Here is a 22,862-nt window from a genome sequence, read left to right as displayed (position 1 = left end):
CCTTCATCCTCAACCCTCATGACGATGCTGCAAAAGCATACCGACAACCCCATAAAGGTCACACACCATCCCTTCTCAACATCTATCACAACAACTGGTTCGGGATCCGGAGTGCTACAGCCGCTATGCCGGGTGGTAGGTGAGCGCTAGATGGCACTCCAATAAAAAAGACCCCAGCCAGGTCGCGACTGAGGTCTTCTTTACTGTATGACTTGAATGTGGTTGCGGCGGTCAAACCTTCGTGTCAGGGGTATTCCTTCAGAAGTTTCGCGAGATATTTGCCGTAGCTGTTCTTGTATGACCGGGCGAGGCTCGCGAGGGTGTCTGAGCTGATAAAGCCCTTGCGCCACGCCACTTCTTCGGGGCAGGCGATCTTGAGACCCTGGCGTTCTTCAATGGTTTGCACAAAGTTGCTGGCCGCAAGCATGGCATCCACGGTGCCGGTATCAAGCCAGGCGGTGCCGCGCTGCAGCTTGATAACATTGAGCGTGCCTTGCTTGAGATAGGCGTCGTTAACGCTGGTGATCTCAAGCTCGCCCCTTGCGCTTGGTTCCACATTCCGTGCGATATCAACAACCTGATTGTCGTAAAAATAAAGCCCGGTTACGGCCAGGTTGCTTTTCGGTTGCTTCGGCTTCTCTTCAATGGAGAGTGCCTTGCCCTCAGGGCTCATTTCCACCACACCAAAGGAGCTTGGGTCACCCACAGGGTAAGCAAACACATAGGCACCTTCTTTCACCCGGCCCGCGCGCTGCAAATGCTCAGTGAAACCCGCCGCATAGAAAACATTGTCCCCCAGCGCGAGCGCACAGGGCGAGTTGCCGATAAAGTCCGGGTCCAGCAGGAATGCTTGCGCCAGGCCTTTAGGCTCCGGCTGCGCAACATATTTGAGCTCAATGCCCCACTGGCTGCCGTCCCCCAGAAGGTCTTGATAAAGCGGCAGGTGATGTGGGGTGGAGATGATCAGGATTTCCCTGATATCAGCCAACATCAGCGTTGTGAGCGGATAGTAAACCAGCGGTTTGTCGTAGATCGGCAACAGCTGTTTGCTGAGCGATTTGGTGATGGGATAGAGGCGTGTGCCAAGCCCACCTGCCAGAATAATGCCTTTCATGACCGTCCCCCTTTATCCTTATCTGTTATTTCTCTGCCAGCAGTATGGAGACACAGCGTTCAAGGCTGTGATGCCAGTGCGGCAGTGTTATACCGAAGATATCTCTTAGTTTGCTGCAATCAAGCCTGCTGTTGGCTGGCCGTTTGGCAGGTGTTGGATATTCTGCTGTGGTAAGCTCATTCACCCGCGGTACCGGATGCCCGAAGCGAGAACCAACGCTAAATGTCTGTTCGGCAAAACCGTGCCAGTTGGTGGTGCCACTACCGGCCAAATGGTATAGCCCGGCAAGAGGGTGCCAGTCTTCCGCCTCGCTGAGCCCATGGCATATGGCGAGAAGGGCGGCGGCGAGGTCTGGCGCGTAACTTGGGTTGCCAACCTGATCAGCCACCACGCCCAACTCGTCGCGCTTTTCGGCCAGCGCTAACATGGTTTTAACGAAGTTTTTGCCGTAGGGGCTGTAAACCCATGCGGTGCGGAAGATCAGGGAATGCGGGTTGGTCCGCATCACCCGAAGTTCGCCTTCAAGCTTGCTGCGGCCATAAACACCTTGCGGGTTTGGTGTGTCCTGCTCCGTATAGGGGCCTTCTTTCTGGCCATCAAAGACATAGTCGGTCGAGATGTGCAGGAAGGGTATATCGAGGTCAGCGCATACTCTCGCGAGATTTTCCGCGCCGATGGCGTTCAGGAGGAAGGCGTTTTCTTCATCGTCCTCGGCGCCGTCTACAGCCGTGTAGGCAGCGGCGTTGATAACCGCACCCGGCCTTCGGCTTGTGATGGCCTCACGCACGCTTTCAAGCGAAGTGAGGTCAAAGTCTGTGCGCCCGAAGCAGGAAATCTCAAACGTGCTGGTGCCCGCGGCCTGCCCGTGCAAGTGGGCGAGTGCTGTGGCCAGTTGTCCTGATTTTCCTGCAACAAATACCCGCATGGTTCCTGTGCCTCGCGTCTACTTCTTCAATAGGCCGCGGCGTTCGCCAGCCACATCCCGAAGCGGGCCCCACCACCATTCATTCTCGAGATACCATTCAATAGTTTTACGGATGCCACTCTCGAAGTTTTCTTCCGCGCGCCAGCCAAGCTCATCTTCAAGCTTGCTGGCGTCAATGGCGTAACGGGCATCATGGCCGGGCCGGTCCGCCACAAAAGTGATGAGTTCCCGGCGCGGGCGGTTGGAAGGACGAAGCTCATCCAGAATGTCACAGATGGTTTCAACCACATGCAGGTTGGTGCGCTCGTTGCGCCCACCCACGTTATATTTTTCGCCCAGTCGTCCCTTCGTCAGGATGGTATAGAGCGCCTTTGCGTGATCTTCTACATAGAGCCAGTCCCGCACGTTAGAGCCGTCGCCATAAACGGGCAGGTCTTTGCCATCAAGGGCATTGAGCGCTACGAGGGGGATAAGCTTCTCCGGGAAATGGTATGGCCCATAGTTGTTGGAACAGTTGGAGATCACAACCGGCAGGCCGTAGGTTTCAAACCACGCATTGGCCAGATGATCCGCCGATGCTTTCGAGGCGGAATAGGGCGAGCTTGGGTCATAGGGCGTTGTTTCTTCAAACAGGCCCTCAGCGCCAAGGGAGCCGTATACTTCATCGGTGGAGACATGCAGGAAACGGAAGGCAGATTTGGCATTCTCAGGCAATGCACTCCAGTAATCGCGCGCGGCTTCAAGCAGCACAAAGGTGCCAACAATATTGGTTTGAATGAAATCCGCCGCGCCGGTGATGGAGCGGTCCACGTGGCTTTCGGCCGCCAGGTGCATCACACCGTCCGGCTGGTATTTCTTGAAAATGGCATCAAGGGCCGCGCGGTCGCACACATCCGCTTCTTCAAAGTGATATAGCGGGCTGTCTTCAATCTCTTTCAGGCTGGCGAGGTTGCCAGCATAAGTGAGCTTGTCGAGGTTGATAACGGTGTGCTTGAGGTCCTGCACCAGATGGCGACAAACCGCAGACCCGATAAAACCGGCGCCACCGGTTACAATGATTTTCATGCCCCAAATGTCCTTAACAATTTTCGCCGTAGATGAACGGGCTATCGATATCTTTCAGCCGTGGCAAAGCTTTGTCCTTGCCGGAAAGCGTGACCGTTTCCCGCGTCACAGGCCAATCGATGCCGAGATCAGGATCGTCAAACGCGATGCCTGCGTCATGCTCGGGTGAATAAAAATTGGTTACTTTATAGAAGAAGATCGTATCCGGCTCCAGCGTGCAAAAGGCGTGGGCGAACCCCGCTGGCACCCAAAGCTGTTGCCAGTTTTCCTCGCTCAGCTCCGCCGCGACATGCTGCCCGAATGTTGGGGAGCCTTTACGGATATCAACCACAACGTCGAGAGCCGCCCCCTTGATCACCCGCACGAGTTTGCCCTGGGCAAATGGCGGGTGCTGGAAATGAAGGCCACGCAAGACACCAACCTCGCGCGAGAGCGAATGATTGTCCTGCACGAAAGATTGCCCGGGTACGGCGTCATCAAAAAGACGCTGGTTGAAGGTTTCAGAGAAGAAACCCCGGTCGTCCCCGAAACGTTTGGGCGTGATAAGTTTGACATCCGGAATTTTGGTGTCTTCGATCTTCATGAATAAGCCGCTTTTCCTTAAATGAATTGCCCCGCTTGTATAACCAAGAATAACCGGTTTACAAAGGCTGATCAGAGGATTTTTGCCAGAAAAGCTTTTCGCCTTCTCTGCCCCATGGGGACGGGAACGAAAGCCAAGGAAAGCGCCCGGCATGCCCGGGCAGGTTTGAGAGCCATGTGAGGAGGAAACAGTGTTTGCCTATACGCCTATCCCGACCACAGACCTCTATTTCCTGAACGCATGTGCGGGCCTGATTTCTAAACCATGGAAAGGCGGCCCGGTAGAGCGCATTGGCGCCAATACCTTCCGTTCCGGCGAAAAATATCTTGTTGTGAGGCGCGACCGGGAGAGCGTGATCAAGCGTGTGCTGGCGCATCATCAGCGCGGGGCGGAGATTATCTACCTGATCGACGACGACCTCACCGCCATAGAAGATGAAACGCTGCCCACTGGTTACCGCGCACGGCTCAAGACGCTGAAGGACGGCATCTATAGCACCATGCTCGAGCGGGCAGCGCACGTGGTGACCAGTTCGCCCATAATTGCTGAGAAGCTGAAAACGGAAGCCAAGATACATAGCCTTTCGCCTGTTTGGAGCGGCGCGCCAAACGCCGACGCCCGCCCGGCAAACCTTGGCGGGGTAACAGATATTGTGCACCTGGGCACAGGAAGCCACGGTGCAGGATTTGAGTTTTTGCGCCCGGTGATCAGTACGGTTCTCAAGCGTTTTCCCAATGTGCATTTCCATTATTTTGGCAATGAGCCCCTTATGGGGCCGCTGGAAGATCATCCCCACGTGCATCGCCGCAAGGCAAAAACATGGGCGGGCTACAAACGCGCCATGCCGTCTTTCCGCTTTCATCTGGGGCTTTACCCGTTGATTGACACACCGTTTAACGCCGCGCGGTCTGTGAACAAGATTTTAGAGTATACTCTTGCCGGTTGCCCGGCTATGTACAGCGCAAGCTGGGGCAAGGCCCACGGTTTGATAGACGGTGACAATGCCTTTCTGGCCGGCGACAGCGCGGCGGAGTGGCAAACACGCCTTATCAAGATACTGAGTGCGCCGGAGCAGATGGCGAAGGTGTATGGCGGGGCGAAGCGCTATTTTGAAGAGAAGAATGACGTGGCGGCGCAACAGGCATTTTGGCAGGAAATTTTCATAAGGAAGCAAGGGTGAGGTTGCTTTATCTCTGGCTCAGGGCGGCGCTCCTTCATCCTATACGCAGCCTTGTCGCTCTTTTCTGGTTGCTGCTGGGCAAGCGCCTGCGCGCGCATAATCGTTTCTCCGTGTTGATTGAAGACGAGCGCTACCGCTATGAAAAATGGCTGCAAAAGAACGCTGAGCTAAGCGAAGAACGTCGCGCTGAGATCATCGAGGCTGTCTCGAAAGGTTCTGAAAATAAAATTGTTTTCAGGATATACTCTGAAGTGAGCTCGGTGGATGAGCGGCCTTTTGTGGCGCGCACCGTTGCGTCGCTCAAGGCACAGCTTTACCCCCATTGGGAGCTGGTGCTGATAGGCGCTGACGCGCATGAGCAGTTCAGTGACGCCCGCATTCGCTACCATAACGAAATGCCGGAAGGTGAGGCAGGCAAGGGCTATCTCGGCTGGTTGCGGCCCGGTGACCTGCTGGCGGAGCATGCGCTTTATGAATGCGCTGTGGCGGCTGAAGCGCGCCCGGCGCTGATCTATACGGACGAAGACCAGATCAACCACAAGGGCGTGCGGCGGCATTCCCATTTCAAACCGCACTGGAACTATGAACTGTTGCTGGCGTGCGATTATATCGGCGGCTTGTGTTTTGTGGATGCTGCCCGGTTGCCGGTCGGCATAGCTTTTAGCGTTAAGGCACAGGCGCGGTACGAGCTTTTGCTGCAGCTTGGGCGGGAGCTTCCCCGTGAAGAGGTAAGCCATGTGCCGCATGTGCTTTATCATCGGTTTGTCAGGCGTTTTGTGGGGGCTGAGATTATACGGCCATCACTCTCGGGCATTGACCACGGCAGAGCGCTTGAACGCTGCACCTCGGGCGCTGCAGGCGATGCCAAGGTCCTTCAGGGCAGCTTCGGGCATATCCGCCAAAGCAGGCCCGTTGGTGCGGATGAGCCGCTGGTATCGCTTATCATCCCCACGCGGGATATGCGCCGCCTGACCCGCAACTGCGTGCGCAGCATTCTGGCAAAAACACGGTACAAGAACTATGAAATCCTGATCGTGAACAACGATAGCCAGAAGCCTGCAACCCACCGTTTTCTCGAGAATATTGCGAGAAATGATAAGGTCAGGGTGCTGGATTATCCGGGTGAGTTCAACTATTCCGCCATCAATAATTTTGCCGCGCGTGAAGCGAAAGGCAGCTATATCGGCCTCATCAACAATGATACGGAAGTGATTACGCCTGAGTGGCTCGAGGAGCTGATGGGCCAGGCCGTGCGGGAAGATGTGGGCGCTGTAGGCGCAAAGCTGCTGTATAGCGACGGCCGCATCCAGCATGCCGGGGTTTATACCGGTATGGGGGGGCTCGCGGGTCATGGGCACCGGTTCCTGAAGGCGAATGACCCGGGGTATTTTTACCGGGCGCACCTCAGCCAATATGTGAGTGCCGTGACAGCCGCATGCCTGATCGTCCGCAAGGACAAGTTCTTTGAAGTTGGCGGGCTTGACGAAACGGTCTTTCGTGTCGCCTTCAATGATGTTGATCTATGCCTGAAACTACAGGCGGCGGGCTATCACAACATCTATCACCCGCATGCGGTGCTCTATCACTATGAAAGCAAATCACGCGGCAAGGACCTCAAAGGCGCAAAGCGGGAACGCTATCTGGGTGAAGCGGCTGCGCTGAAGGCCAAGTGGGGTACGGATACGGAAATCGACCGTTACTTCAATAAAAACCTGGCACCACACCGCGAAGATTTTGTGCTTTAGGTGGCGCGCAGGCGCGCGCGTTAGTGTGGCGGGTGTGTGGCCTTAAGTGTGCGCGAAAGTGCGGCGCGTAGAGGGCATATATGGCCTAATGTGTGGCGCGGTTCACGCCACACCCGTCCATGCCTTCTCTAAACCCGCTTGAAGTCATCCTCATAACGCACGATGTCATCCTCACCGAAATAATCACCGGTTTGCACTTCAACGAGCCTGAGCAGTTTTTCACCCTTGTTCTCGAGCCGGTGCCGTGTGCCAATGGGCAGGAAGACAGATTCGTTCGGGTTAAGGGTCAGGATGTCATCGTTGCGGGTGACGGTTGCTTCCCCGTCAATCACTACCCAGTGTTCCGCCCGCCTGTTGTGGGACTGAAGTGAGAGACGTTTGCCGGGGTAAACACAAAGCTCCTTGGCCTGGAAGCGGGTATTGATTGCAAGCGAGGTATAAAACCCCCAGGGGCGATAAACGGTCGTGTGCAGTTTTGCTTCATCCCGGCCGCCATTCTTGAGCGCATCAACGATTTTTTTGACGTTCTGGTCTTTGTCCTTGGGGGCAATCATCACCGCGTCATCGGTCGCAACAATCACCAGATTGGAGATGTCAGTGGCCGCAATCAGCTTCTTGTCCGCATAAACGTAGCAGTCATTAGAGTTGAGGAGCGTCACGTCACCATGGGTGACATTGTCGCGCGCGTCTTTCTCTCCCGCTTCAAAAAGCGCGGAGAAACTGCCGAGGTCAGACCAGCCAATGCTGCAAGGCACCACGGCGGCGTGCGAGGTTTTCTCCATCACGGCATAGTCAATCGAATCGGCGGGCACCTTTGAGAATGCCTCCTCCGGCAAGCGGTGGAACTGCAAATCCTCGCTGATGCCGTCATATGCCTTGCGGCAAGCGGCTACCATCTCCGGCACGTGTTGCTCAGCCTCGGCAAGGAAGCGTTCCGCCCGAAAGAGGAACATGCCACTGTTCCAAAGGTATTGCCGGGATGAAAAATAAGCCTGCGCCGTGGCGGCATCCGGCTTTTCCTTGAAGCTTGCAATATGGTGCACGCCACCAGCACCCGTCAGCATCTCACCGGGTTTGATATAGCCATAGCCTGTCTCTGCCGCTGTGGGCATAATCCCAAAGCAGGTGAGCGCGCCCTCATCTGCGGCGCGAGACGCCCGCTCAACCGCTTCGTGGAAGGCAGGGACGTCTCCAATCAAGTGGTCAGCCGCCAGCACGAGGATCTTGGCATCTGCATCAAGCCTGATCGCTTCAAGGGCGGCGATGATAACGGCGGGTGCCGTGTTGCGCCCAACCGGCTCCAGCAGGATTTTCGCGAGGTTCAGGCCTGCGTCCTCCGCCTGTTTGGAGAGCAGGAAACGGTGTTCGTTATTGGCAATCATGATCGGTTCATGGAAACCGTAGCGCGGTGCCACGCGCTCAAGCGCCTGTACGAGCAAGCTCTTGTCACCGGCGATGGGCAGGAACTGTTTGGGCATGCCAGAGCGCGATAGTGGCCACAGCCTGCTGCCGGAACCACCACAAAGAACAACGGGATAAATGCCTGAAAACATGCCTGAATTCCTGATCTGATAATATGTATAGTGAGCCTTGCACCACTTTCGGTGGCTTTTTATTGGCAGTCAAGCACCCTTCTTGGGCGTGCGCTGGCGGCTCATGGGCTATGACGTTAATCTTTAACGTAAAACTGCTGTACATTAAAATTGTGTTTGCTACACCTCAGGCACGATAAAATGAGTGGGGAGAGAACCTTGGTACCTGAAGTTTATAATCTGGGCGCAAGCATCGCTTTGGTGGCGGATAAAGCCGCGCGGGGTAAGCTGAGCCTGGACATCGAAGGTACAGCGGGCACGAACCTCCAGCAAGCGAACCCGGGTCAGGTCCTCGCGGGGCTGAATCTTATAGAAGATGGTGATTTCTCCTCCCCCCGGATGCTGTGGCAGACAAGCGAAGGCACCACCGCAGGTGTGAACCTTTCACCCACCCACAAGCTTGAAAACGCATCTGTGGCTTATGTGCAGGTGGCGGAAGATACACCAACAGCTTCCCTGATCTATATTGACCCGGTGCAAGGGGAGCACTTGCCGGTTCTACCGGGCTACGACTATATATTCTCAGCCCATATGGGCGCTGAGGGCTGCGACGCCACGCTCAGGGTGGAATTCCTGCGCTCAGACTGTAGCCTGATTGAGGCCGTCACAGGCGGACGCGCCCAGTTGCCAACGGGCGGCACCCATAAGGACGGATATGAACTGAATGCGCTGCGGGCTACGGCACCGGCTGGTGCGCGGTTCGCGCGACTTTCCATCGAGGCAGAGCTGCAGGCGCCAGCAGTGGAAGGGCGCCTGTTTTTTACTTTCATGAGATTTTATATCGGGGCAGGGCAACCCACGCGGGGCTGGACCGCACCCCCGTGCGATATGCTGGCGCTCCTCAAGGCCGTGCAGGGTCCGAGCGCTGTGCTTTTCACCCCCGCGGTATGGGAGCGGCACCAGCCGGGTGATAAACAGGTCACGTTGAAGATCGATGGGCAAGCCAGTGGTGAGCCGCAGGTAGTATACTCCCGCCCGCTTGTTGCAGATAAGCTGGAGGTCAACTCCCGCCGCCTGGTTCTCACGCTCAGGCACACAGAGAATAAAAACATCGCGGCCTATATGGGGGATGTGAAACGCCCAAGCGCCATTGGCCTGCAGGTAGCGGTGGACGGTGTGCTCCAGACAACCGTTTTTGCCCAAAAGGTGGACAACAACAAGATACGCCGGGCTTTCATCAAGCTTGATGAGGCCTGTTTTGATGGCGAGCTTCATCAGGTGCGCATCACCACCTTTGAAGGTCAGGTGCTTGTTGATGATATGATGACACTGGCGGCTCACGGTGTGGACTATGAACGCCTGCGCCGTCTCTCCAACCCGCCGTTCAAAACGCAGTTGAGCCCGCTAGCCGGGTTGCGGTACAGGTCGCTTGAAGCACAGATGAAACAGGCGGGGGAACTGGGCGCTGAGGGTGTCGCACAGGTTGCTTGGTGCCATGATGCTATCGCCCGTGGGTTTGAAAAGAACCGGGAGTTCAGGCCGCTCAAGTTTCCGGTTCATGCGCGACCAATGGCTTCGGTTATTATCCCGGCACACAATAAATTTGCGGTGACATATAACTGCCTCGCGGCTCTGTTGTTTGCTTTCAGCAAGGCCTCTTTTGAGGTGGTGCTGGTTGATGATGGCTCCACGGATGCAACAGCTGATATTGAAGGGCTGGTCAGTGGTATCAGGGTCGTTCGCCACGAAGCAGCAAAAGGCTTTGTGCATGCCTGCAACGCGGGTGCTGCGGTGGCAAGCGGCGCACACCTTGTTTTCCTCAATAATGACACCGAGGTGACCTACGGTTGGCTGGATGAGCTGTTGTTTGCTTTTGAGCATTTTGTGGATGTTGGGCTTGTGGGCGCAAAGCTGATCTACCCCGGCGGGGAGTTGCAGGAGGCTGGCGGGATCATCTGGTCTGACGCCAACGGCTGGAACTATGGCCGCATGGGGAATGCGCAGCAGCCTCGGTATAATTACACCCGCCCGGTGCATTACTGCTCCGGCGCGGCGATCATGGTGTCACGCACCGCGTGGGATGAGGTTGGTGGTTTCTCTGACGCCTTCGCACCCGCCTATTATGAAGATACGGACATTGCGTTTGCGCTGCGCGCGAAAGGCTACAAAACCTTATATGCGCCCCTTTCAACCGTGGTGCATTTTGAAGGTATCTCAAACGGCAAGGAAGTGAAGTCCAGCGGACTAAAGCGGTTTCAGGCTATCAACCAGCCCAAGTTTCTGGAGCGGCATCGGGAAGCGCTGGCGCGTGGCCCAAAACCCGGTGACAACCCTGATCTCGCGAAGGATGAGGGGGTGACGAAGCGCGCCCTTTTTATTGATTACCAGTTCCCTTGCACCGATATCGATGCCGGAAGTTATGCTGCTATTCAGGAAATCCGGCTGATGCAGTCCCTTGGTTATAAGGTGACCTTTATACCGAGCAATATGGAATGGATGGGGCGGTATACGGACCAACTTCAACGTATTGGCGTTGAGGCCATATATGCGCCTTTCTATGCGTCGGTGGATGAATTTGTGGAGGAACGCGGCGCCGAGTTTGATGTGGTTTACATCACCCGGTATGACATTGCCGAACTTTACCTGCCGGGCGTTCGTGCCCATGCGGCGGGTGCGCGGGTGCTGTTTAATAATGCCGACCTTCACTTCTTGCGGGAGGAACGCGCCGCCCTTGTCTCAGGGGACAAGAAAGCCCTGAAGAAAGCGCATCAAACGCGGGAGGCTGAGCTTAGTGTTTGCCATGCGGTGGATCTTTGCCTGAGTTACAATGATGTGGAGCAAGCGCTTCTCGTGGAGCATGGGGTCGCTGCCGACAAAATCGCGCAAGCCCCCTGGGTCGTGGACACGTCTTTCGATACACCAGCATTTGAAGGCCGCGAAGGCATTGCTTTCCTTGGCGGCTATAGACACCCGCCCAATGTGGAAGCGGTGGAATATTTTGTGAAAGAGGTAATGCCGGACCTGCGGGATCGTATGCCGGGCGTGACCCTTTATATATACGGCAGCAATGTAAGCGAGGCCGTGCTTGCACTTGACGCCGACGACGTGAAGATTTTGGGTTTTGTTGAGGATGTTGCCGAGGTTTATGACCGGCACCGCTTGTTTATCGCGCCACTTTTAAGTGGTGCGGGTATCAAGGGCAAAGTGTTGGCGGCGTTCGCGCATGGTATCCCAACGATCCTGTCGCCCGTTGCCGTTGAGGGCACCGGGGCAAACCATGGCGCCGACTGCCTCGTGGCAGATGGGGCTGACGAATGGGTTCAGGCGATCTCGTCGCTGTATAATGACGAAGCTCAGTGGCATAGCATCAGTGAGTGCGGCAAAGCCTTGATTGAGAAAAACTATTCGTTTGAAAGCGCGCGGCTGCATATGCTAGCTGCTCTGAAGCGGGTTGGTGCAGCTTACGAGGATGAGCCGTCAGGGCTTTTCATCGGCACCTCAACAATGAATCTAGAGCCCTAACCGGGCATAGAGGGATACAGCAATGGCGATTTTGGTAACGGGCGGCGCAGGATATATCGGCAGCCACATGGTCTTGGAATTGATAGACAACGGCCATGACGTTGTGGTGCTTGATAATCTGGTCACCGGCTTTCGCACCGCCGTGGCGCCTGAGGCAACCTTCATTGAAGGGGACGCAGGCGATGAGGCCACGCTTGATGCGCTTTTTAAAGCCCATGCCATTGAGGCTGTTATCCATTTTGCCGGGTCGATCGTGGTGCCGGAGTCGGTTGAGAACCCGCTTAAATATTATGGCAATAACACCGCCGTCAGCCGTACGCTGATTGAAGCCTGTGTGCGCCACGGGGTTAAAAAATTCATCTTCTCATCTACGGCTGCCGTCTATGGCGACCCGGAAGTTGTGCCAATCGGAGAGGACGCGCATCTTGAGCCGCTGTCGCCCTACGGCACTTCAAAGCTGATGACAGAGTTGATGCTGCGGGACGTGGCCGCAGCGCATGACTTTAGCTATGTAGCGCTCCGCTATTTCAACGTAGCGGGGGCTGACCCCAAAGGCCGCACGGGCCAGTCAACCGCGAATGCCACACACCTTATCAAGGTGGCGTGTCAGGCAGCCCTTGGCAGGCGCCCGTATCTCAGTGTTTACGGTGATGACTATGAAACGCCCGATGGCACTTGCCTGCGCGACTATATTCATGTGTCAGACCTTGCGGTGGCGCACCGTCTGGCGCTTGATTGGCTCAACAAGGGCGGTGAAAGCGGTCCGATGAACTGTGGGTATGGCCACGGCTTCTCGGTTCTTGAAGTGATTGAGACGGTCAAGAAGGTCACGGGCGTGGATTTTGACGTACGGATGGAGCCGCGCCGCGCGGGCGACAGCCCCAAGGTGGTGGCCAAGGCTGACAAGGCGCGCGCGTCCCTTGGCTGGCAAGCGGCTTATGACGACCTTGCTACCATCGTGAAGCACGCCTACGAGTGGGAGAAGGGCCTCAAGGCTTAGCGCTTTACCCAGCCCCCTGTTCGCAGGTTGAAAGGCGAGGTTTCAGTAAGCTTCAGTGTGAAGGGCAGGGCGCTCATGCGGCTGACAATAAGCTCGGGCCGGATGCGCAGGAACCGTTCTGCCCCCTCATAGGCATAGGGGCTTTCATCAAGTTTGAGGATATCCGCGCTGCCGGTAAGCTGCAGCAGGTGGCCCGCTTCAAAATCAATGAACAGCAAACCGGCTTTGCCTGTCTCAAGGATATTGCCGAGCGTATTGAAATGCCGGTTGCCGGAGAAATCCGGCACCAACAGGCTGCCGTTGGGGCCTACTTTGACAAAGCCGGGCATGCCGCCGCGGTGCGAGACATCAACCCCGCGGGCAGCGCCTTCGCCTACATTGTTGGCGGCGGAGGCGATGAAAAAAGTGTCAGCCGCAGTGATCAGCTTCACGTCATCATCTCTGAGGCTGGTGCGGCGCTCAACACGGCCTACTTTGAGCATGTACGGCAGGTCCTCAGCCGTTTCGCGCTTTTGAATATATTTGGGGCAGTTGCCGAAGCTTTGCGTTACCTCAAGTGAAAACCCGCCCTGGCGTGCGGCAGTCACGCGACCGTTGACCCGGTTGCGGCGGCGGCTGTGGAACTGAAGGCCGAGAAGCCCAAGCTCTGCCCCTTCATAGATGGTCATGGCGAGCGGGTCATCAGGTTCGGGCGCGACCCCCACGTTAAGCGTGGTTTCAGTGGGGGAGGAGAGGAAACCCGGCTCACCATGAAGGATGGACGCCCAAGGATTGCCGCTTGCGTCCAGACTGCCAACAAATATATGCGGCAACATGGCATAAAACTCACGGTGCTGGTCTGGCATGAAAGGCCGGATACCCCGCGAAGCATACTGGTGCACCTTATCGGCGATGCCGAGCATATGTTGGATCGCCAATTCGCCGTCGTGAAAAGGGCTTGTGTGCTCGGTCATCGCAGGCTTTCCTTATTTAGGCTGCAACAGCAGGGGTTTTGGGCATGGGGACAAAGCCGTCCAGCTGCTCAAAGCGGCTGATCCATGCCTGTACATGGGGGTAGGGCTCAAGCGGCAGGCCGCCTTCAGGCGCGTGGGCCACATAGCTGTAGATCGCAACGTCTGCGAAGGTGGCACGGTCACCGACCAGAAAATCGCGACCGTCAAGCGAGCGGTTCAGTTTTTCAAGGAAAGCGCGGCCAATCTCTTGCGCGACCACCAGATCAAACGGTGCGCCAAACAGCTTGGTGATGCGCGCCCGCGCGGCGCCGGGCGCCAGCTCACTCGCGGACCAGATGAACCATTTCTGCACCTCAGCCAGCAACACAGGGTCACGCGGCAGCCATGTGCCATCATCATATTTGGTGCCCAGATAGGTGAGGATGGCGGTGGATTCGTAAATGGTGACATCACCATCCACCAGCACAGGCACCTTGCCCTCAGGGTTGATGGCGCGGAAAGCGTCAGCGTGATGTTCGCCCTCACGCAGGTTCACGTTCACAATCTCGGCCTTCAGGCCCAGGAAGGAGAGCGCAAGCACAATGCGGTGGGCATGGCCGGAAAGCGGGGTACCGTATAGTTTCATGCGGAGTGTCATGGGGGTTTCCTCATCTCAGGTGGTGTATGTATTATACATGTACAGATCGGTACATATACATGTACTATTCTGTACATGTTGGTCAAGACAGCCGCGAACACAGGTTGGTGATGAGTGGGTTAAGGCTATGAATTTACTTATGGAATCATATTGTGGTGCAAGGGCGTGTCGTCGTGCTATATGTACAGATCAGTACATGTTGGTAAGGAGACTCGGCCATGAGCGCATCAAAACGGGATGAACTGGTCGCCAAAGCGCAGGATATTTTTTACCGTGAAGGCTTTCATGCCACGGGCATGGACCGGTTGGTAGCTGAGACCGGCATTTCAAAAACTTCCATGTACAACCACTTCCGCACCAAGGAAGACCTGATCCTTGCCACACTACAGCACCGGCACAATGAACTGCATGCGCAGCTTATGGCGCGCACGGAAGAATTGGCCAAAACACCGAAGGAGCGCATTCTCGCGTCGTTCGACAGCCTCAAGGAATGGATCGAAAGCGGTGAGTTTAGAAGCTGCATGTTCATCAAGGCGTCGTCTGAGTATCAGGACCCGAAACACCCCATCCATATTGCGGCGGCAGAGCATAAGCGGTCTGGCCTCCGGTATCTGGCAGCCCTTGCAAAAGCAGCGGGCGCGAGCAAGCCTGAGGTGCTTGCGACCCAACTGATGCTCCTCAAGGAAGGAGCGATTGTTGTGGCTCATCTTGAAGGGCATGCGGGCATGATCGAGGCAGCCAAAGCGGCAGCGCATACTCTTGTTGAAACGGCGGTGGCGGGCTCTTGATGGTATAAGCGTGGCCTGAAACCTTGCCGCCACGGAGTTGCCGTGGCAGACTTCCCCATATGGGGGATGGTGAGGTTCATATGCACCGCAGACTGCGGCAATTCCGTTTTGTACTTTTGAGTACCTTGCTTGGCCTGGGGCTTGCGCCCATAAGTGCCGCGCAAGATTCAGCCTGCAAACAGGTGCGCGTGGCTGGCCCTGAAAGCTACCCTCCCTTTGTCTGGTATAACGAGCCGGGGCCGGAGATTGACGGTGTTGGCGTCGCGCTTGTCAAAAAGGCGCTTGAGGGGACCGGTACTCAGGTCATATCCGTCAAGACAAGTGCCTGGAACCGCACGATAGCACGCACTGTTGCGGGTGAAATTGATGTGCTCGCCGCGCTTTATAAAACGGATGAGCGCAGCAAGGCCCTGCATTTCATCGGCCCTTATGGCACCGAGCGCACGGCGGTGGTGTCGCGCGCGGCGCTTGGGCTCAATGTGAGCGATCTATCCCAGCTTGGTGGTTTATATGGCGGCGCGGCGCAAGGCGATAGCCGGGGTGACTTTGTAGAAGGCGAGCTTAAAAGCCTGAATGTTATCAGGGCCCCGCACGTGCGGCTTTTGTTTGCCATGCTGAAGGCTGAACGGCTTGATTACATGCTGGTGGGGGAGTTCTCGGGCCTTGTGCGGCGGGATTTCAGCATCCTTGAAGACCCGGCCCTGAAGGTTGATGTGCTGAGTGAGCCGACTGAGGGTGTTTACCTCGCGGTTTCCAGACAGTCAGCCTGTTTTGATGTGATCCGGGGGCCGATTGAAAAGGCGCTTACTGATGCGGCAGGTGCCAGGCTTGACGCCATGAAGGCGGACGCGCTCGCCCGGTTCCGGCAAGGCCCACTCAGAAAGGCACCAGCGCCGAAACCTTAAGCGGTGAATGGTCTACTGGAAAGTGATCAGCTCTTTGAGCTTGCTGGCCAGATGCGGGTCTTCAGATGCCATGGAAAGGTTGGCCATTAGCCAGCCGATTTTCGAGCCACAATCAAACCGCCGCCCTTCAAACTCAAGCGCATGGAAAGGTTGTTCACCAATCAATTGCGCCATGGCGTCAGTCAACTGGATTTCACCGCCTTGCCCAACCCGTTTTTCTTCCAGATACGCCATCACCTCGGGCTGCAGGATATAGCGCCCGACAACAGCCTGGGTGGAAGGGGCGTCTTCCGGGTGAGGTTTTTCAACAAGGCCATTTACCTCGATGATGTTGCCTTTGCGGGCGCCGGGGGTGATCACCCCGTATTTTGAGGTGTCTTCCTTGGCCACATTCATGGTGGCAACAATGTTGCCGCCAAGCTCACTATAGGCTTTTACCATCTGCTTGAGCGCGCCGGGTTTGCCTTTGATCAGGTCATCGGGCAGCGCAACCGCGAAGGGGTGACCGTTTACAAGTTTACGCGCACACCAGATGGCATGGCCAAGACCCAAGGGGCGCATCTGCCGCACATAGGAAATGCGCCCTTCGTCGAGCAGCATGGAGCGCGAGATTTCAAGCGCTTCCTCTTTGCCCTTTTCCTGCAGGATTTTTTCAAGCTCATAGGCGTGGTCGAAATGATCTTCCATCACCTGCTTGTTGCGGCCCGTGACCAGAATAATGTCCTCAATGCCTGCTTCAAGCGCTTCTTCAACCGCATATTGGATCAGCGGGCGGTCAAGAACCGGCAGCATCTCCTTCGGGATGGCTTTGGTGGCAGGCAGGAAGCGGGTGCCAAGACCTGCAACCGGTAGGACGATCTTCTTGATCGGAGCGTTCATTAAATAATCCTGTTAAATTTCCAGCTCGTTCAAATACTGGCGCGTAAGGATCTTGCCTTCTTCAACCGCTGGCTGGTCAAAGGCGTTGATGCCCATCAGGTGCGCCGTCACCACAGTTTCAAGCATGAAGGAGACAAAAAGGCCACCCAAATTTTCTTCAGAGAGCGCATCAATCACGATCTCCCGCACGGTGCGGTCTTTCGCGCGCAGGGTTTCCTGCGTTGCGCGGCTCTGGCAGGTGACCGTATCACCAATCGTGCGGCCCGCCATATAGTCAAGGCCGTAGGCTTTGGCTTCATCCGGGTCGATACGCGGGCCTTTGCCAAAGCTCGGGATCGTGATGAAGGTGCAGAACTTGTCGTTCGGGCCATCCAGGAAAAGCTGCAACTGGCTGTGCTGGTCAACGGGCCCCACGGCGCGTACCGGTGTGGTGCCAAGGCCGTCTTTGCCCAAGCTTTCCGCCCACAGTTGCCCATGCCAGCGGGTGAAAGCGCGCAAGCTCTCCGCATAAGGCATGATCAGCACCTGTGTGATGCCTTTATGCTCGCTTAGCGTTTGTGTGAGCGCGGCGCCCACAACGGCGGCGGCTGTTTCCGGGTGCGCGATGAAATCTTCGCACACGTCTTCGGCCCCCTTGCGGAAAGCCTCAACAGAAAGGCCGCTCACAGCCACGGGCAGCATGCCGACGTTGGTGAGCACGCTAAAGCGCCCGCCCACATCTGTGGGGTGGTCAAGGATCGGAGAGCCGAGCTTTTCACCATAGGTGCGCAAGGGCCGCTCGCCCGGCTCGGTGACAAAAGTGAAATGGTCGCCAAGGTTTTCAGCGTGCTCACCGCTTTCAATCCAGGACCGGCAGGCAAGAAGCTGCGCCAGCGTTTCCGCCGTTGTACCGGATTTGGAGATGGCCAGCACATGGGTGCGGCGGGTGTTAAGTTCCTTGAACAAGAGGTCCATCTCAAACGGGCACAGGCTGTCGGGCGTGTGGATGCGTACTTTGCCCTTGTTGAAGCGGGCAAGGGCGATAGCCGCTTGTGCGCCAAGGCTGGAGCCACCGGTGCCAAGCACAATCAGGTCATCACAGCTCGCGGTAATGCGCGCGCATGCGGCGGCGATTGGTCCCATGTCCGGGCCGTTTGATGCCTGGCGCGCAAAAGGCAGCAGGCCATCAGCCGCCAGTGCTTTGGCGTGGGCCACGGCCCTCTCAAGGTTGGCTTTATAGGCTGCGGTTAGTCCCAGCGCTTCAACTTGGGCCTCAAGGCTTTCTTTCCCGAACGAATAAGTGAACATGTTTTTTCCAAACTCTTTAATTTCCGCAAATGACAACGTTGCCATATAGCCGATATCTTATCTGCGGATCAAGCATTTCTGTATTTAAGGCGACTGACTGTTACAAAAAATTGACAGCGCTGACAATGAAATGAAAACTATCTTCCTCTAAAACGTAATATTATTATCCGTCTGTCTTTGGCTTAGTACCAGTAATGCTTGAGCTTCTCAGCTTTCTAGCGCTGAAATATGACAAGATGGTGAGGGCTTTAATAATCTCGCCGGCCTTCACGGAACCAAAGATTGAAGGCCCATTTTTCCCCTTCTTCAACCGGCATGCCTGCGTGCAGGGAAAGCGGGTGCCTGTCTGTCGTGCCGGGCAGGCAATTGTGAAACACCAGAAGTTTGCCCATCTCGGCCGGTACGCTGATGTTGAGCTTGGGGAAGTCAGTTGAGCCGCCTTTCGCGACAACATTCAGGTATCCAAGCACGGTAATCAGCCGTTGGCCGCCGCCCTTCATGTTGCGTTCGCCCGCTGGGGTGCTGGGGTCAAAAGAATCGAAATGCGGTTTATACTGGGCCCCGACACCGTAGCGGATGATCTGGAATTTTTCCGCGTGGCTTAGGGGCATGCCAACAAGGCCGGAAACCTTGTGAGCGATGCGCTTGCATGCGGGGTCGCCAGTATGGTCAAGCCAGCAAACATCATTGGTGCGGCCGTCCGAGATCACGCCGTCTGTTTCGCCGGATACAGTGGCGCGTTTCATCTCTTCTGTTTTGGCGCGCGAAATCAGGTGCCTGCATTCGGCGCCATCAAGGAAGTTGGCGATGGTATAAACCCTTGGGTCGAGATGCAGGTCAATAATCGCGCGTTTCATGGTGCCCCCGGTTTATAGAGTGGAGAGTGTTCGTCCCCGATGCAGTCATATTCTCCCCTATCACAGCTTAATGAAGGCTTCAGCCCATTTTTAAAGTTGTGTCCACATTGCCCACTTACTACAAATGGAATTGAAACACGGTGCATCTGCCCCTCCATGCGTGTAGGAAGAGAAGGCAGATCGCGTGCGCAGAAGGGGAGGATATAATGATCCGAAGGAAATTTCAGACCTTAGTGCTTGTATTGGTGATGGGCCTTGGCGGTGCATCAGCAGGGTTCTCAGGCGTTGCCGCCGCGCAGAAGGCTTCAAAGAATGCTGCGGATACACAGCTGAAAAACGGCCAGTCGATCGGCGACGTGTCGATGCCTGCGGGGGCTGAGGTCGATACCAAAGATTCGCTTATCCTTGGTAACGGCGCCAATGCTTTTGGCAAAATCCTCGCGAAAGTGAAGGCCGACCAGATGAAGGTGGCGGACTATTTCAAGGATCATATGCCGCAAGAAGGCTGGGGGTTGATTAGCGAAATGCAGGACGATGATATCCTCCTGACCTTCCAAAAGCCCACCCGTGTTGCCACAATCCGTATTGAGCGCGGCTCCAAGGTCAAGCTCACCATCATGGTGTCACCACGCAACTGATTGAGCTTTAGGCTCGTATAAGATAATGAGCCTGTGCGGGGAGCACTGTGCAGGCCACAATAATGCCAGCTTTTGCGGCTGGAATATAACCCGCACGTTACCAATATAGAGGGAAGGCACCATTTGGTGTCGCCGCTGAACCCGCACCGTGCGGGCCATCAAAAGGGTTGTTGTGTGTTGTTACCAGCTATAGTCGTGATTATTGGGCTTGCCGCCCTTGTCTGGAGCGCGAGCCTTTTTATTGATGGCGCAAAATCGGTTGCGCAGCGCTTTGGCATGCCGCCCCTTCTTATTGGCATGCTGGTTATTGGTTTCGGCACATCAGCGCCAGAGATGGTGGTATCAGCCCTTTCTGCCTATCAAGGTAATCCGGGCCTCGCGCTTGGTAACGCCTTTGGCTCCAACATCACCAATATTGCACTTATTCTTGGCCTTACCGCTGTGATCCGCCCGCTTGGGGTACATTCGGGTGTATTGAGGAAAGAGCTACCAATCCTCGCAGTCGCAACCGGGCTGGTGGTGCTTCTGATGCTGGACAGAGTGATCGGTTTTTATGATGCGCTGGCGCTTCTTGGCGTGTTCATCGGTTTGACGATCTGGTCGGTGCGGGAAGGCGGCAAGCAGAAGCGCGATAGCTTCGCGCTCAGTGTTGACCATTCGCTTTGCAAGCCGGAAGGGACCATCACAAAACCTATGGTACGGCTTCTTATTGGTCTTGCGTTTCTTGTTGCCAGCTCACAGGCGCTCGTTTGGGGCGCGGTTGAGATTGCAGGCGCGCTTGGTGTGAGCGATGTGGTGATTGGGCTAACGGTGGTTGCTATCGGCACGTCGCTGCCTGAGCTTGCGTCCTCTGTCATTGCGGCCCGCAAGGGTGACCATGAGATCGCTTTTGGTAATGTGATTGGCTCCAACCTTTTCAACACACTCGCGGTAACCGGGATTGCCGGGTCTATCCATGCCATTGAGGTAGACCGTGTGGTCTTGTTCCGTGACCTGCCGGTGATGGGCTTCCTGACCCTTCTCCTGTTTGTGCTGGGCTATGGTTTTGGCAGCGGTGGGCGCATCAACCGTTTTGAAGGCGCTTTCCTGCTAGTGTGTTTTGTGGGTTATACGGGTTGGCTCGTCAGCACCGCCATGGCAGGCCACGCCTAAGCCTTATATGCGTGGCGACCCGGATGTCAGACCGCCACGCAAGCTTATTTCCTATTTCTCGATCAGGACTTTCAGGCTTTCAAGCGCCTTCAGGTAGTCCGCTAGCGCTTCAAGGCTTACCGGCCCAAACTGGGACACCAGCATGTCATGAATTTCGCTGAGCGTACGTTCGCCGTTCACGAGATTAAGCGCTTCATATGATTTCTCATAGCCATCCGCTTCCTTCAGGAGCCTGAGTTTCGCGAGTGCGTCTTCCCCCAGCTTGTCGCTGATATAGCTGTATCCAAAGCCGTTCATCGTGCCTTTGATATCAGCATTATGGGTATAGACCGCGCCGCTTAGAGCCGTGTCAGCCACATCCAGCATGGCCATCAAGGTGCCCCGTGTGGTGTGGAGGGTGCTGAGGTCCGCACCAGGCGCATAACCCGCGATGCTACTAATCAGTTGGCTTTCGGCCGCAAAATGGCCGCGTGCCCGAGCTGCACTTACCTCTGCCGGAGTGCCAGACTGACTGGTGACCAGATCACCGGCGCGACGGATCATGCCTGCTTTCACCAGTGCGGTCAGCGCTGCCGCTCGTGCATCGTCAAGGGAGGCAAGCACCAGCGCCTGTGTCAGCCCAATGAAGGCCGCGCGCTTGAGTTTGGTGGGGTCAATATTGGCGGCCATATCCTTGGTGGTGTGGATATAGCGGTCTGGCCAGTCATGCAGGTAGCTGATGGGGATACCCCAACTGCCGGAGGCAAAAACATCATGATCGCTGCCCATCGATAGCCATTCTTTCTGGGCAAGCAGCGGTTCACGCCCGCCCTCAGCCGAGGCAAGCGGGAAGTCGGTCGGGATACCGCTTGCATAATCAAGCGTATGGTCGTTTACAAAATCCGTGATGGCTTCCAGCACGTCGCCCGATATATCTGCCACGCTTTTTGGCCCGCGCGAGGTGCGAAACACAGCTTTGGTCACCGGGCCGCCGCCCACCATATCCATATGGATAACGTGGCGGATATTCTCAGCGATCTGCGGCTCGGCATTCAGCCAGATGAGCGTTGCTTCAATCTCAGAAGGCCAGATGAAACGCACGGTGCGCTTTGGCGCAGCCACGGTGCCGTCTGCCACCAACTGCTTGAGGGACCGCGCTGCCTCCAGGATGGAAACACAGCCGCTTGCGTTATCGTTCGCGCCGGGGCGTGGGTGATCAAGATGGCAGGAAAAGACGATCTCTTCATGCGCGAGCGCCGGGTCGCTGCCGGGCAGGGTGGCGCTCACAATGCGGTATTCACCCGGCTCACGCCGCGCCTCAACCTTGGCGTGGAAACGGATACGCTCCCCCGCTGCCAAGCGGGCCTTGAGCTGCCGCGCCTCGCCAAGCGTGGTCATGAAAGCAAAGGTATCAAAATCCCGGAAGGTGCTGAGGTGACCCCAGCGCACAAGGCTATCATCCAGTTGCCACCACGCTGATTTCTGGTTGGCGGCATAAGAAAGGATGCCCACGGCACCGCGTTCCTTGACCGCGAGCACCTCAACCGCGCCCGGCTGGCTTGAGGTCAGCACGATCTTGCCCGCAATGTCTTTGCCGTCATAGTCCGCCGCACTGGTGCCAGCACCGATGTCAACAAGGTCTGCGGTTACATCCGCGCTATCGCTATCTTGCGCGAGCGTGAGCGGGCGTGCGGCCCAGTTGCCAAGGCGCCGCTCTCTTTGCCAGTTACCTTGCGCGTCTTCACTCAGCTCCCACAGCTCCGCAAAATCAACCTGCCATGCGAGGCGGGCTTTTTGCGTGCCATACATGGTTTTGCCGTCGGCTGCGTAGGTGAAGGTTTGCACCGTGTCATAGCCGTATGAGGCAAGCTCGTCCGCCACAAGGCTGGCGGCTTTATTGAAACCGTCGCTCGCGCGCATGCGGTGATAAAGCGTGATGGCATCAAGGTTACGTTTGGCTTTAACGCCGGAAACTTCCTCTGCCACGGCTTTCAGCTCAGGCTCAGAGATCAATGTGGTGATGGGCTCGCTTGCCGCCAGGGCGCTTGTGCACACCAAAAGGCTGCAGGTGATGATTGTCTTGAACATGGATTGCTCCCCTCTCATGCGAGGGAGAGCTTA

The 22,862-nt window shown here is 56.3% G+C and carries 19 protein-coding genes; 8 read left to right on the top strand and 11 right to left on the bottom strand.

What is annotated here, in order from left to right; translation table 11 throughout:
* Positions 1–244 precede the first annotated feature (244 nt).
* From rfbA to rfbC, 4 genes are read right to left on the bottom strand one after another with little or no spacing between them, the layout of a single operon-like run.
* Entirely contained in the window at positions 245–1,114 is an 870-nt protein-coding gene (gene rfbA, locus ACN0XZ_RS11940; RefSeq protein ID WP_417457996.1) for a glucose-1-phosphate thymidylyltransferase RfbA, read from the bottom strand.
* Positions 1,115–1,139: 25 nt separating this feature from the next.
* A complete protein-coding gene (rfbD, locus tag ACN0XZ_RS11935; protein WP_417457995.1) occupies positions 1,140–2,039 on the bottom strand; it encodes a dTDP-4-dehydrorhamnose reductase in 900 nt (299 codons plus the stop codon).
* Positions 2,040–2,057: 18 nt separating this feature from the next.
* Positions 2,058–3,104 (bottom strand): dTDP-glucose 4,6-dehydratase, encoded by a 1,047-nt coding sequence (rfbB, locus tag ACN0XZ_RS11930; RefSeq protein WP_417457994.1) that lies wholly within the window; start codon positions 3,102–3,104, stop codon positions 2,058–2,060.
* Positions 3,105–3,117: 13 nt separating this feature from the next.
* Positions 3,118–3,687, bottom strand: a complete 570-nt coding sequence (gene rfbC / locus ACN0XZ_RS11925) for a dTDP-4-dehydrorhamnose 3,5-epimerase (RefSeq protein ID WP_417457993.1) — start codon at positions 3,685–3,687, stop codon at positions 3,118–3,120.
* 190 nt (positions 3,688–3,877) lie between these two features.
* On the opposite strand from rfbC, the gene ACN0XZ_RS11920 reads away from it, so the two are divergent.
* Together ACN0XZ_RS11920 and ACN0XZ_RS11915 are read left to right on the top strand one after the other, a co-directional pair.
* On the top strand, positions 3,878–4,867 hold the full coding sequence (locus tag ACN0XZ_RS11920; RefSeq protein ID WP_417457992.1) for a hypothetical protein: 990 nt from the start codon (positions 3,878–3,880) through the stop codon (positions 4,865–4,867).
* Positions 4,864–6,612: a glycosyltransferase family 2 protein gene (locus ACN0XZ_RS11915; protein ID WP_417457991.1), complete on the top strand. Its 1,749-nt coding sequence runs from the start codon at positions 4,864–4,866 to the stop codon at positions 6,610–6,612. Before ACN0XZ_RS11920 ends, ACN0XZ_RS11915 begins: the two co-directional genes overlap by 4 nt.
* Positions 6,613–6,740: 128 nt before the next feature.
* Here ACN0XZ_RS11915 and ACN0XZ_RS11910 read toward each other — a convergent pair whose 3' ends face one another.
* Positions 6,741–8,165, bottom strand: coding sequence for a mannose-1-phosphate guanylyltransferase/mannose-6-phosphate isomerase (locus ACN0XZ_RS11910; RefSeq protein WP_417457990.1), 1,425 nt, complete (start codon positions 8,163–8,165; stop codon positions 6,741–6,743).
* A 198-nt stretch (positions 8,166–8,363) separates the two neighbouring features.
* On the opposite strand from ACN0XZ_RS11910, the gene ACN0XZ_RS11905 reads away from it, so the two are divergent.
* The gene (locus tag ACN0XZ_RS11905) at positions 8,364–11,666 is read left to right on the top strand and encodes a glycosyltransferase (RefSeq protein ID WP_417457989.1); all 3,303 of its coding nucleotides are present in this window, start codon (positions 8,364–8,366) and stop codon (positions 11,664–11,666) included.
* 22 nt (positions 11,667–11,688) lie between these two features.
* Entirely contained in the window at positions 11,689–12,666 is a 978-nt protein-coding gene (galE, locus tag ACN0XZ_RS11900) for a UDP-glucose 4-epimerase GalE (protein ID WP_417457988.1), read from the top strand.
* On the opposite strand, the gene ACN0XZ_RS11895 is transcribed toward galE, so the two are convergent.
* Together ACN0XZ_RS11895 and ACN0XZ_RS11890 are read right to left on the bottom strand one after the other, a co-directional pair.
* Positions 12,663–13,619, bottom strand: a complete 957-nt coding sequence (locus ACN0XZ_RS11895) for a pyridoxamine 5'-phosphate oxidase family protein (RefSeq protein ID WP_417457987.1) — start codon at positions 13,617–13,619, stop codon at positions 12,663–12,665. The two genes, galE and ACN0XZ_RS11895, sit on opposite strands and share 4 nt — an antisense overlap.
* Before the next feature lie 16 nt (positions 13,620–13,635).
* Entirely contained in the window at positions 13,636–14,256 is a 621-nt protein-coding gene (locus ACN0XZ_RS11890) for a glutathione S-transferase family protein (RefSeq protein ID WP_417457986.1), read from the bottom strand.
* Between the two features lie 218 nt (positions 14,257–14,474).
* Here ACN0XZ_RS11890 and ACN0XZ_RS11885 point away from each other — a divergent pair, with 218 nt between their 5' ends.
* Positions 14,475–15,044 (top strand): TetR/AcrR family transcriptional regulator, encoded by a 570-nt coding sequence (locus ACN0XZ_RS11885; protein WP_417457985.1) that lies wholly within the window; start codon positions 14,475–14,477, stop codon positions 15,042–15,044.
* Positions 15,045–15,124: 80 nt separating this feature from the next.
* Positions 15,125–15,949 carry a substrate-binding periplasmic protein gene (locus tag ACN0XZ_RS11880; protein WP_417457984.1) on the top strand — a complete coding sequence of 275 codons (825 nt, stop codon included), beginning with the start codon at positions 15,125–15,127 and terminating at the stop codon, positions 15,947–15,949.
* Between the two features lie 12 nt (positions 15,950–15,961).
* Here the strand turns inward: ACN0XZ_RS11880 and galU are convergent, their stop codons facing one another.
* The 3 genes from galU to ACN0XZ_RS11865 all read right to left on the bottom strand — a co-directional run bounded on the left by galU (position 15,962) and on the right by ACN0XZ_RS11865 (position 18,972).
* Positions 15,962–16,828 (bottom strand): UTP--glucose-1-phosphate uridylyltransferase GalU, encoded by an 867-nt coding sequence (gene galU, locus ACN0XZ_RS11875; RefSeq protein WP_417457983.1) that lies wholly within the window; start codon positions 16,826–16,828, stop codon positions 15,962–15,964.
* Positions 16,829–16,840: 12 nt separating this feature from the next.
* Positions 16,841–18,160, bottom strand: a complete 1,320-nt coding sequence (locus ACN0XZ_RS11870; protein WP_417457982.1) for a glucose-6-phosphate isomerase — start codon at positions 18,158–18,160, stop codon at positions 16,841–16,843.
* Positions 18,161–18,363: 203 nt separating this feature from the next.
* The gene (locus ACN0XZ_RS11865) at positions 18,364–18,972 is read right to left on the bottom strand and encodes a 2OG-Fe(II) oxygenase (protein ID WP_417457981.1); all 609 of its coding nucleotides are present in this window, start codon (positions 18,970–18,972) and stop codon (positions 18,364–18,366) included.
* A gap of 206 nt (positions 18,973–19,178) precedes the next feature.
* Here ACN0XZ_RS11865 and ACN0XZ_RS11860 point away from each other — a divergent pair, with 206 nt between their 5' ends.
* Both ACN0XZ_RS11860 and ACN0XZ_RS11855 read left to right on the top strand, forming a co-directional pair.
* Positions 19,179–19,610, top strand: a complete 432-nt coding sequence (locus tag ACN0XZ_RS11860) for a hypothetical protein (protein WP_417457980.1) — start codon at positions 19,179–19,181, stop codon at positions 19,608–19,610.
* A 174-nt stretch (positions 19,611–19,784) separates the two neighbouring features.
* Entirely contained in the window at positions 19,785–20,762 is a 978-nt protein-coding gene (locus tag ACN0XZ_RS11855; protein WP_417457979.1) for a calcium/sodium antiporter, read from the top strand.
* Positions 20,763–20,813: 51 nt separating this feature from the next.
* On the opposite strand, the gene ACN0XZ_RS11850 is transcribed toward ACN0XZ_RS11855, so the two are convergent.
* On the bottom strand, positions 20,814–22,829 hold the full coding sequence (locus ACN0XZ_RS11850) for a DUF4910 domain-containing protein (RefSeq protein WP_417457978.1): 2,016 nt from the start codon (positions 22,827–22,829) through the stop codon (positions 20,814–20,816).
* Between the last annotated feature and the right edge of the window lie 33 nt (positions 22,830–22,862).

Source organism: Kordiimonas sp. (genome assembly GCF_048264555.1).
Taxonomy (GTDB): domain Bacteria; phylum Pseudomonadota; class Alphaproteobacteria; order Sphingomonadales; family Kordiimonadaceae; genus Kordiimonas.
The sequence above is the reverse complement of the archived record's forward strand: the minus strand, read 5'-3'. Positions and strand labels throughout refer to the sequence as shown.

Excerpts from the sequence above, each read along its gene's own strand:
- ACN0XZ_RS11850 (WP_417457978.1), bottom strand. The coding sequence starts at position 22,829 with ATGTTCAAGACAATCATCACCTGCAGCCTTTTGGTGTGCACAAGCGCC.
- ACN0XZ_RS11895 (WP_417457987.1), bottom strand. The coding sequence starts at position 13,619 with ATGACCGAGCACACAAGCCCTTTTCACGACGGCGAATTGGCGATCCAA.
- ACN0XZ_RS11910 (WP_417457990.1), bottom strand. The coding sequence starts at position 8,165 with ATGTTTTCAGGCATTTATCCCGTTGTTCTTTGTGGTGGTTCCGGCAGC.
- rfbA (WP_417457996.1), bottom strand. The coding sequence starts at position 1,114 with ATGAAAGGCATTATTCTGGCAGGTGGGCTTGGCACACGCCTCTATCCC.
- ACN0XZ_RS11870 (WP_417457982.1), bottom strand. The coding sequence starts at position 18,160 with ATGGCAACGTTGTCATTTGCGGAAATTAAAGAGTTTGGAAAAAACATG.
- ACN0XZ_RS11890 (WP_417457986.1), bottom strand. The coding sequence starts at position 14,256 with ATGACACTCCGCATGAAACTATACGGTACCCCGCTTTCCGGCCATGCC.
- rfbD (WP_417457995.1), bottom strand. The coding sequence starts at position 2,039 with ATGCGGGTATTTGTTGCAGGAAAATCAGGACAACTGGCCACAGCACTC.
- ACN0XZ_RS11880 (WP_417457984.1), top strand. The coding sequence starts at position 15,125 with ATGCACCGCAGACTGCGGCAATTCCGTTTTGTACTTTTGAGTACCTTG.
- rfbB (WP_417457994.1), bottom strand. The coding sequence starts at position 3,104 with ATGAAAATCATTGTAACCGGTGGCGCCGGTTTTATCGGGTCTGCGGTT.
- ACN0XZ_RS11860 (WP_417457980.1), top strand. The coding sequence starts at position 19,179 with ATGATCCGAAGGAAATTTCAGACCTTAGTGCTTGTATTGGTGATGGGC.
- ACN0XZ_RS11865 (WP_417457981.1), bottom strand. The coding sequence starts at position 18,972 with ATGAAACGCGCGATTATTGACCTGCATCTCGACCCAAGGGTTTATACC.
- rfbC (WP_417457993.1), bottom strand. The coding sequence starts at position 3,687 with ATGAAGATCGAAGACACCAAAATTCCGGATGTCAAACTTATCACGCCC.
- galU (WP_417457983.1), bottom strand. The coding sequence starts at position 16,828 with ATGAACGCTCCGATCAAGAAGATCGTCCTACCGGTTGCAGGTCTTGGC.
- ACN0XZ_RS11885 (WP_417457985.1), top strand. The coding sequence starts at position 14,475 with ATGAGCGCATCAAAACGGGATGAACTGGTCGCCAAAGCGCAGGATATT.
- galE (WP_417457988.1), top strand. The coding sequence starts at position 11,689 with ATGGCGATTTTGGTAACGGGCGGCGCAGGATATATCGGCAGCCACATG.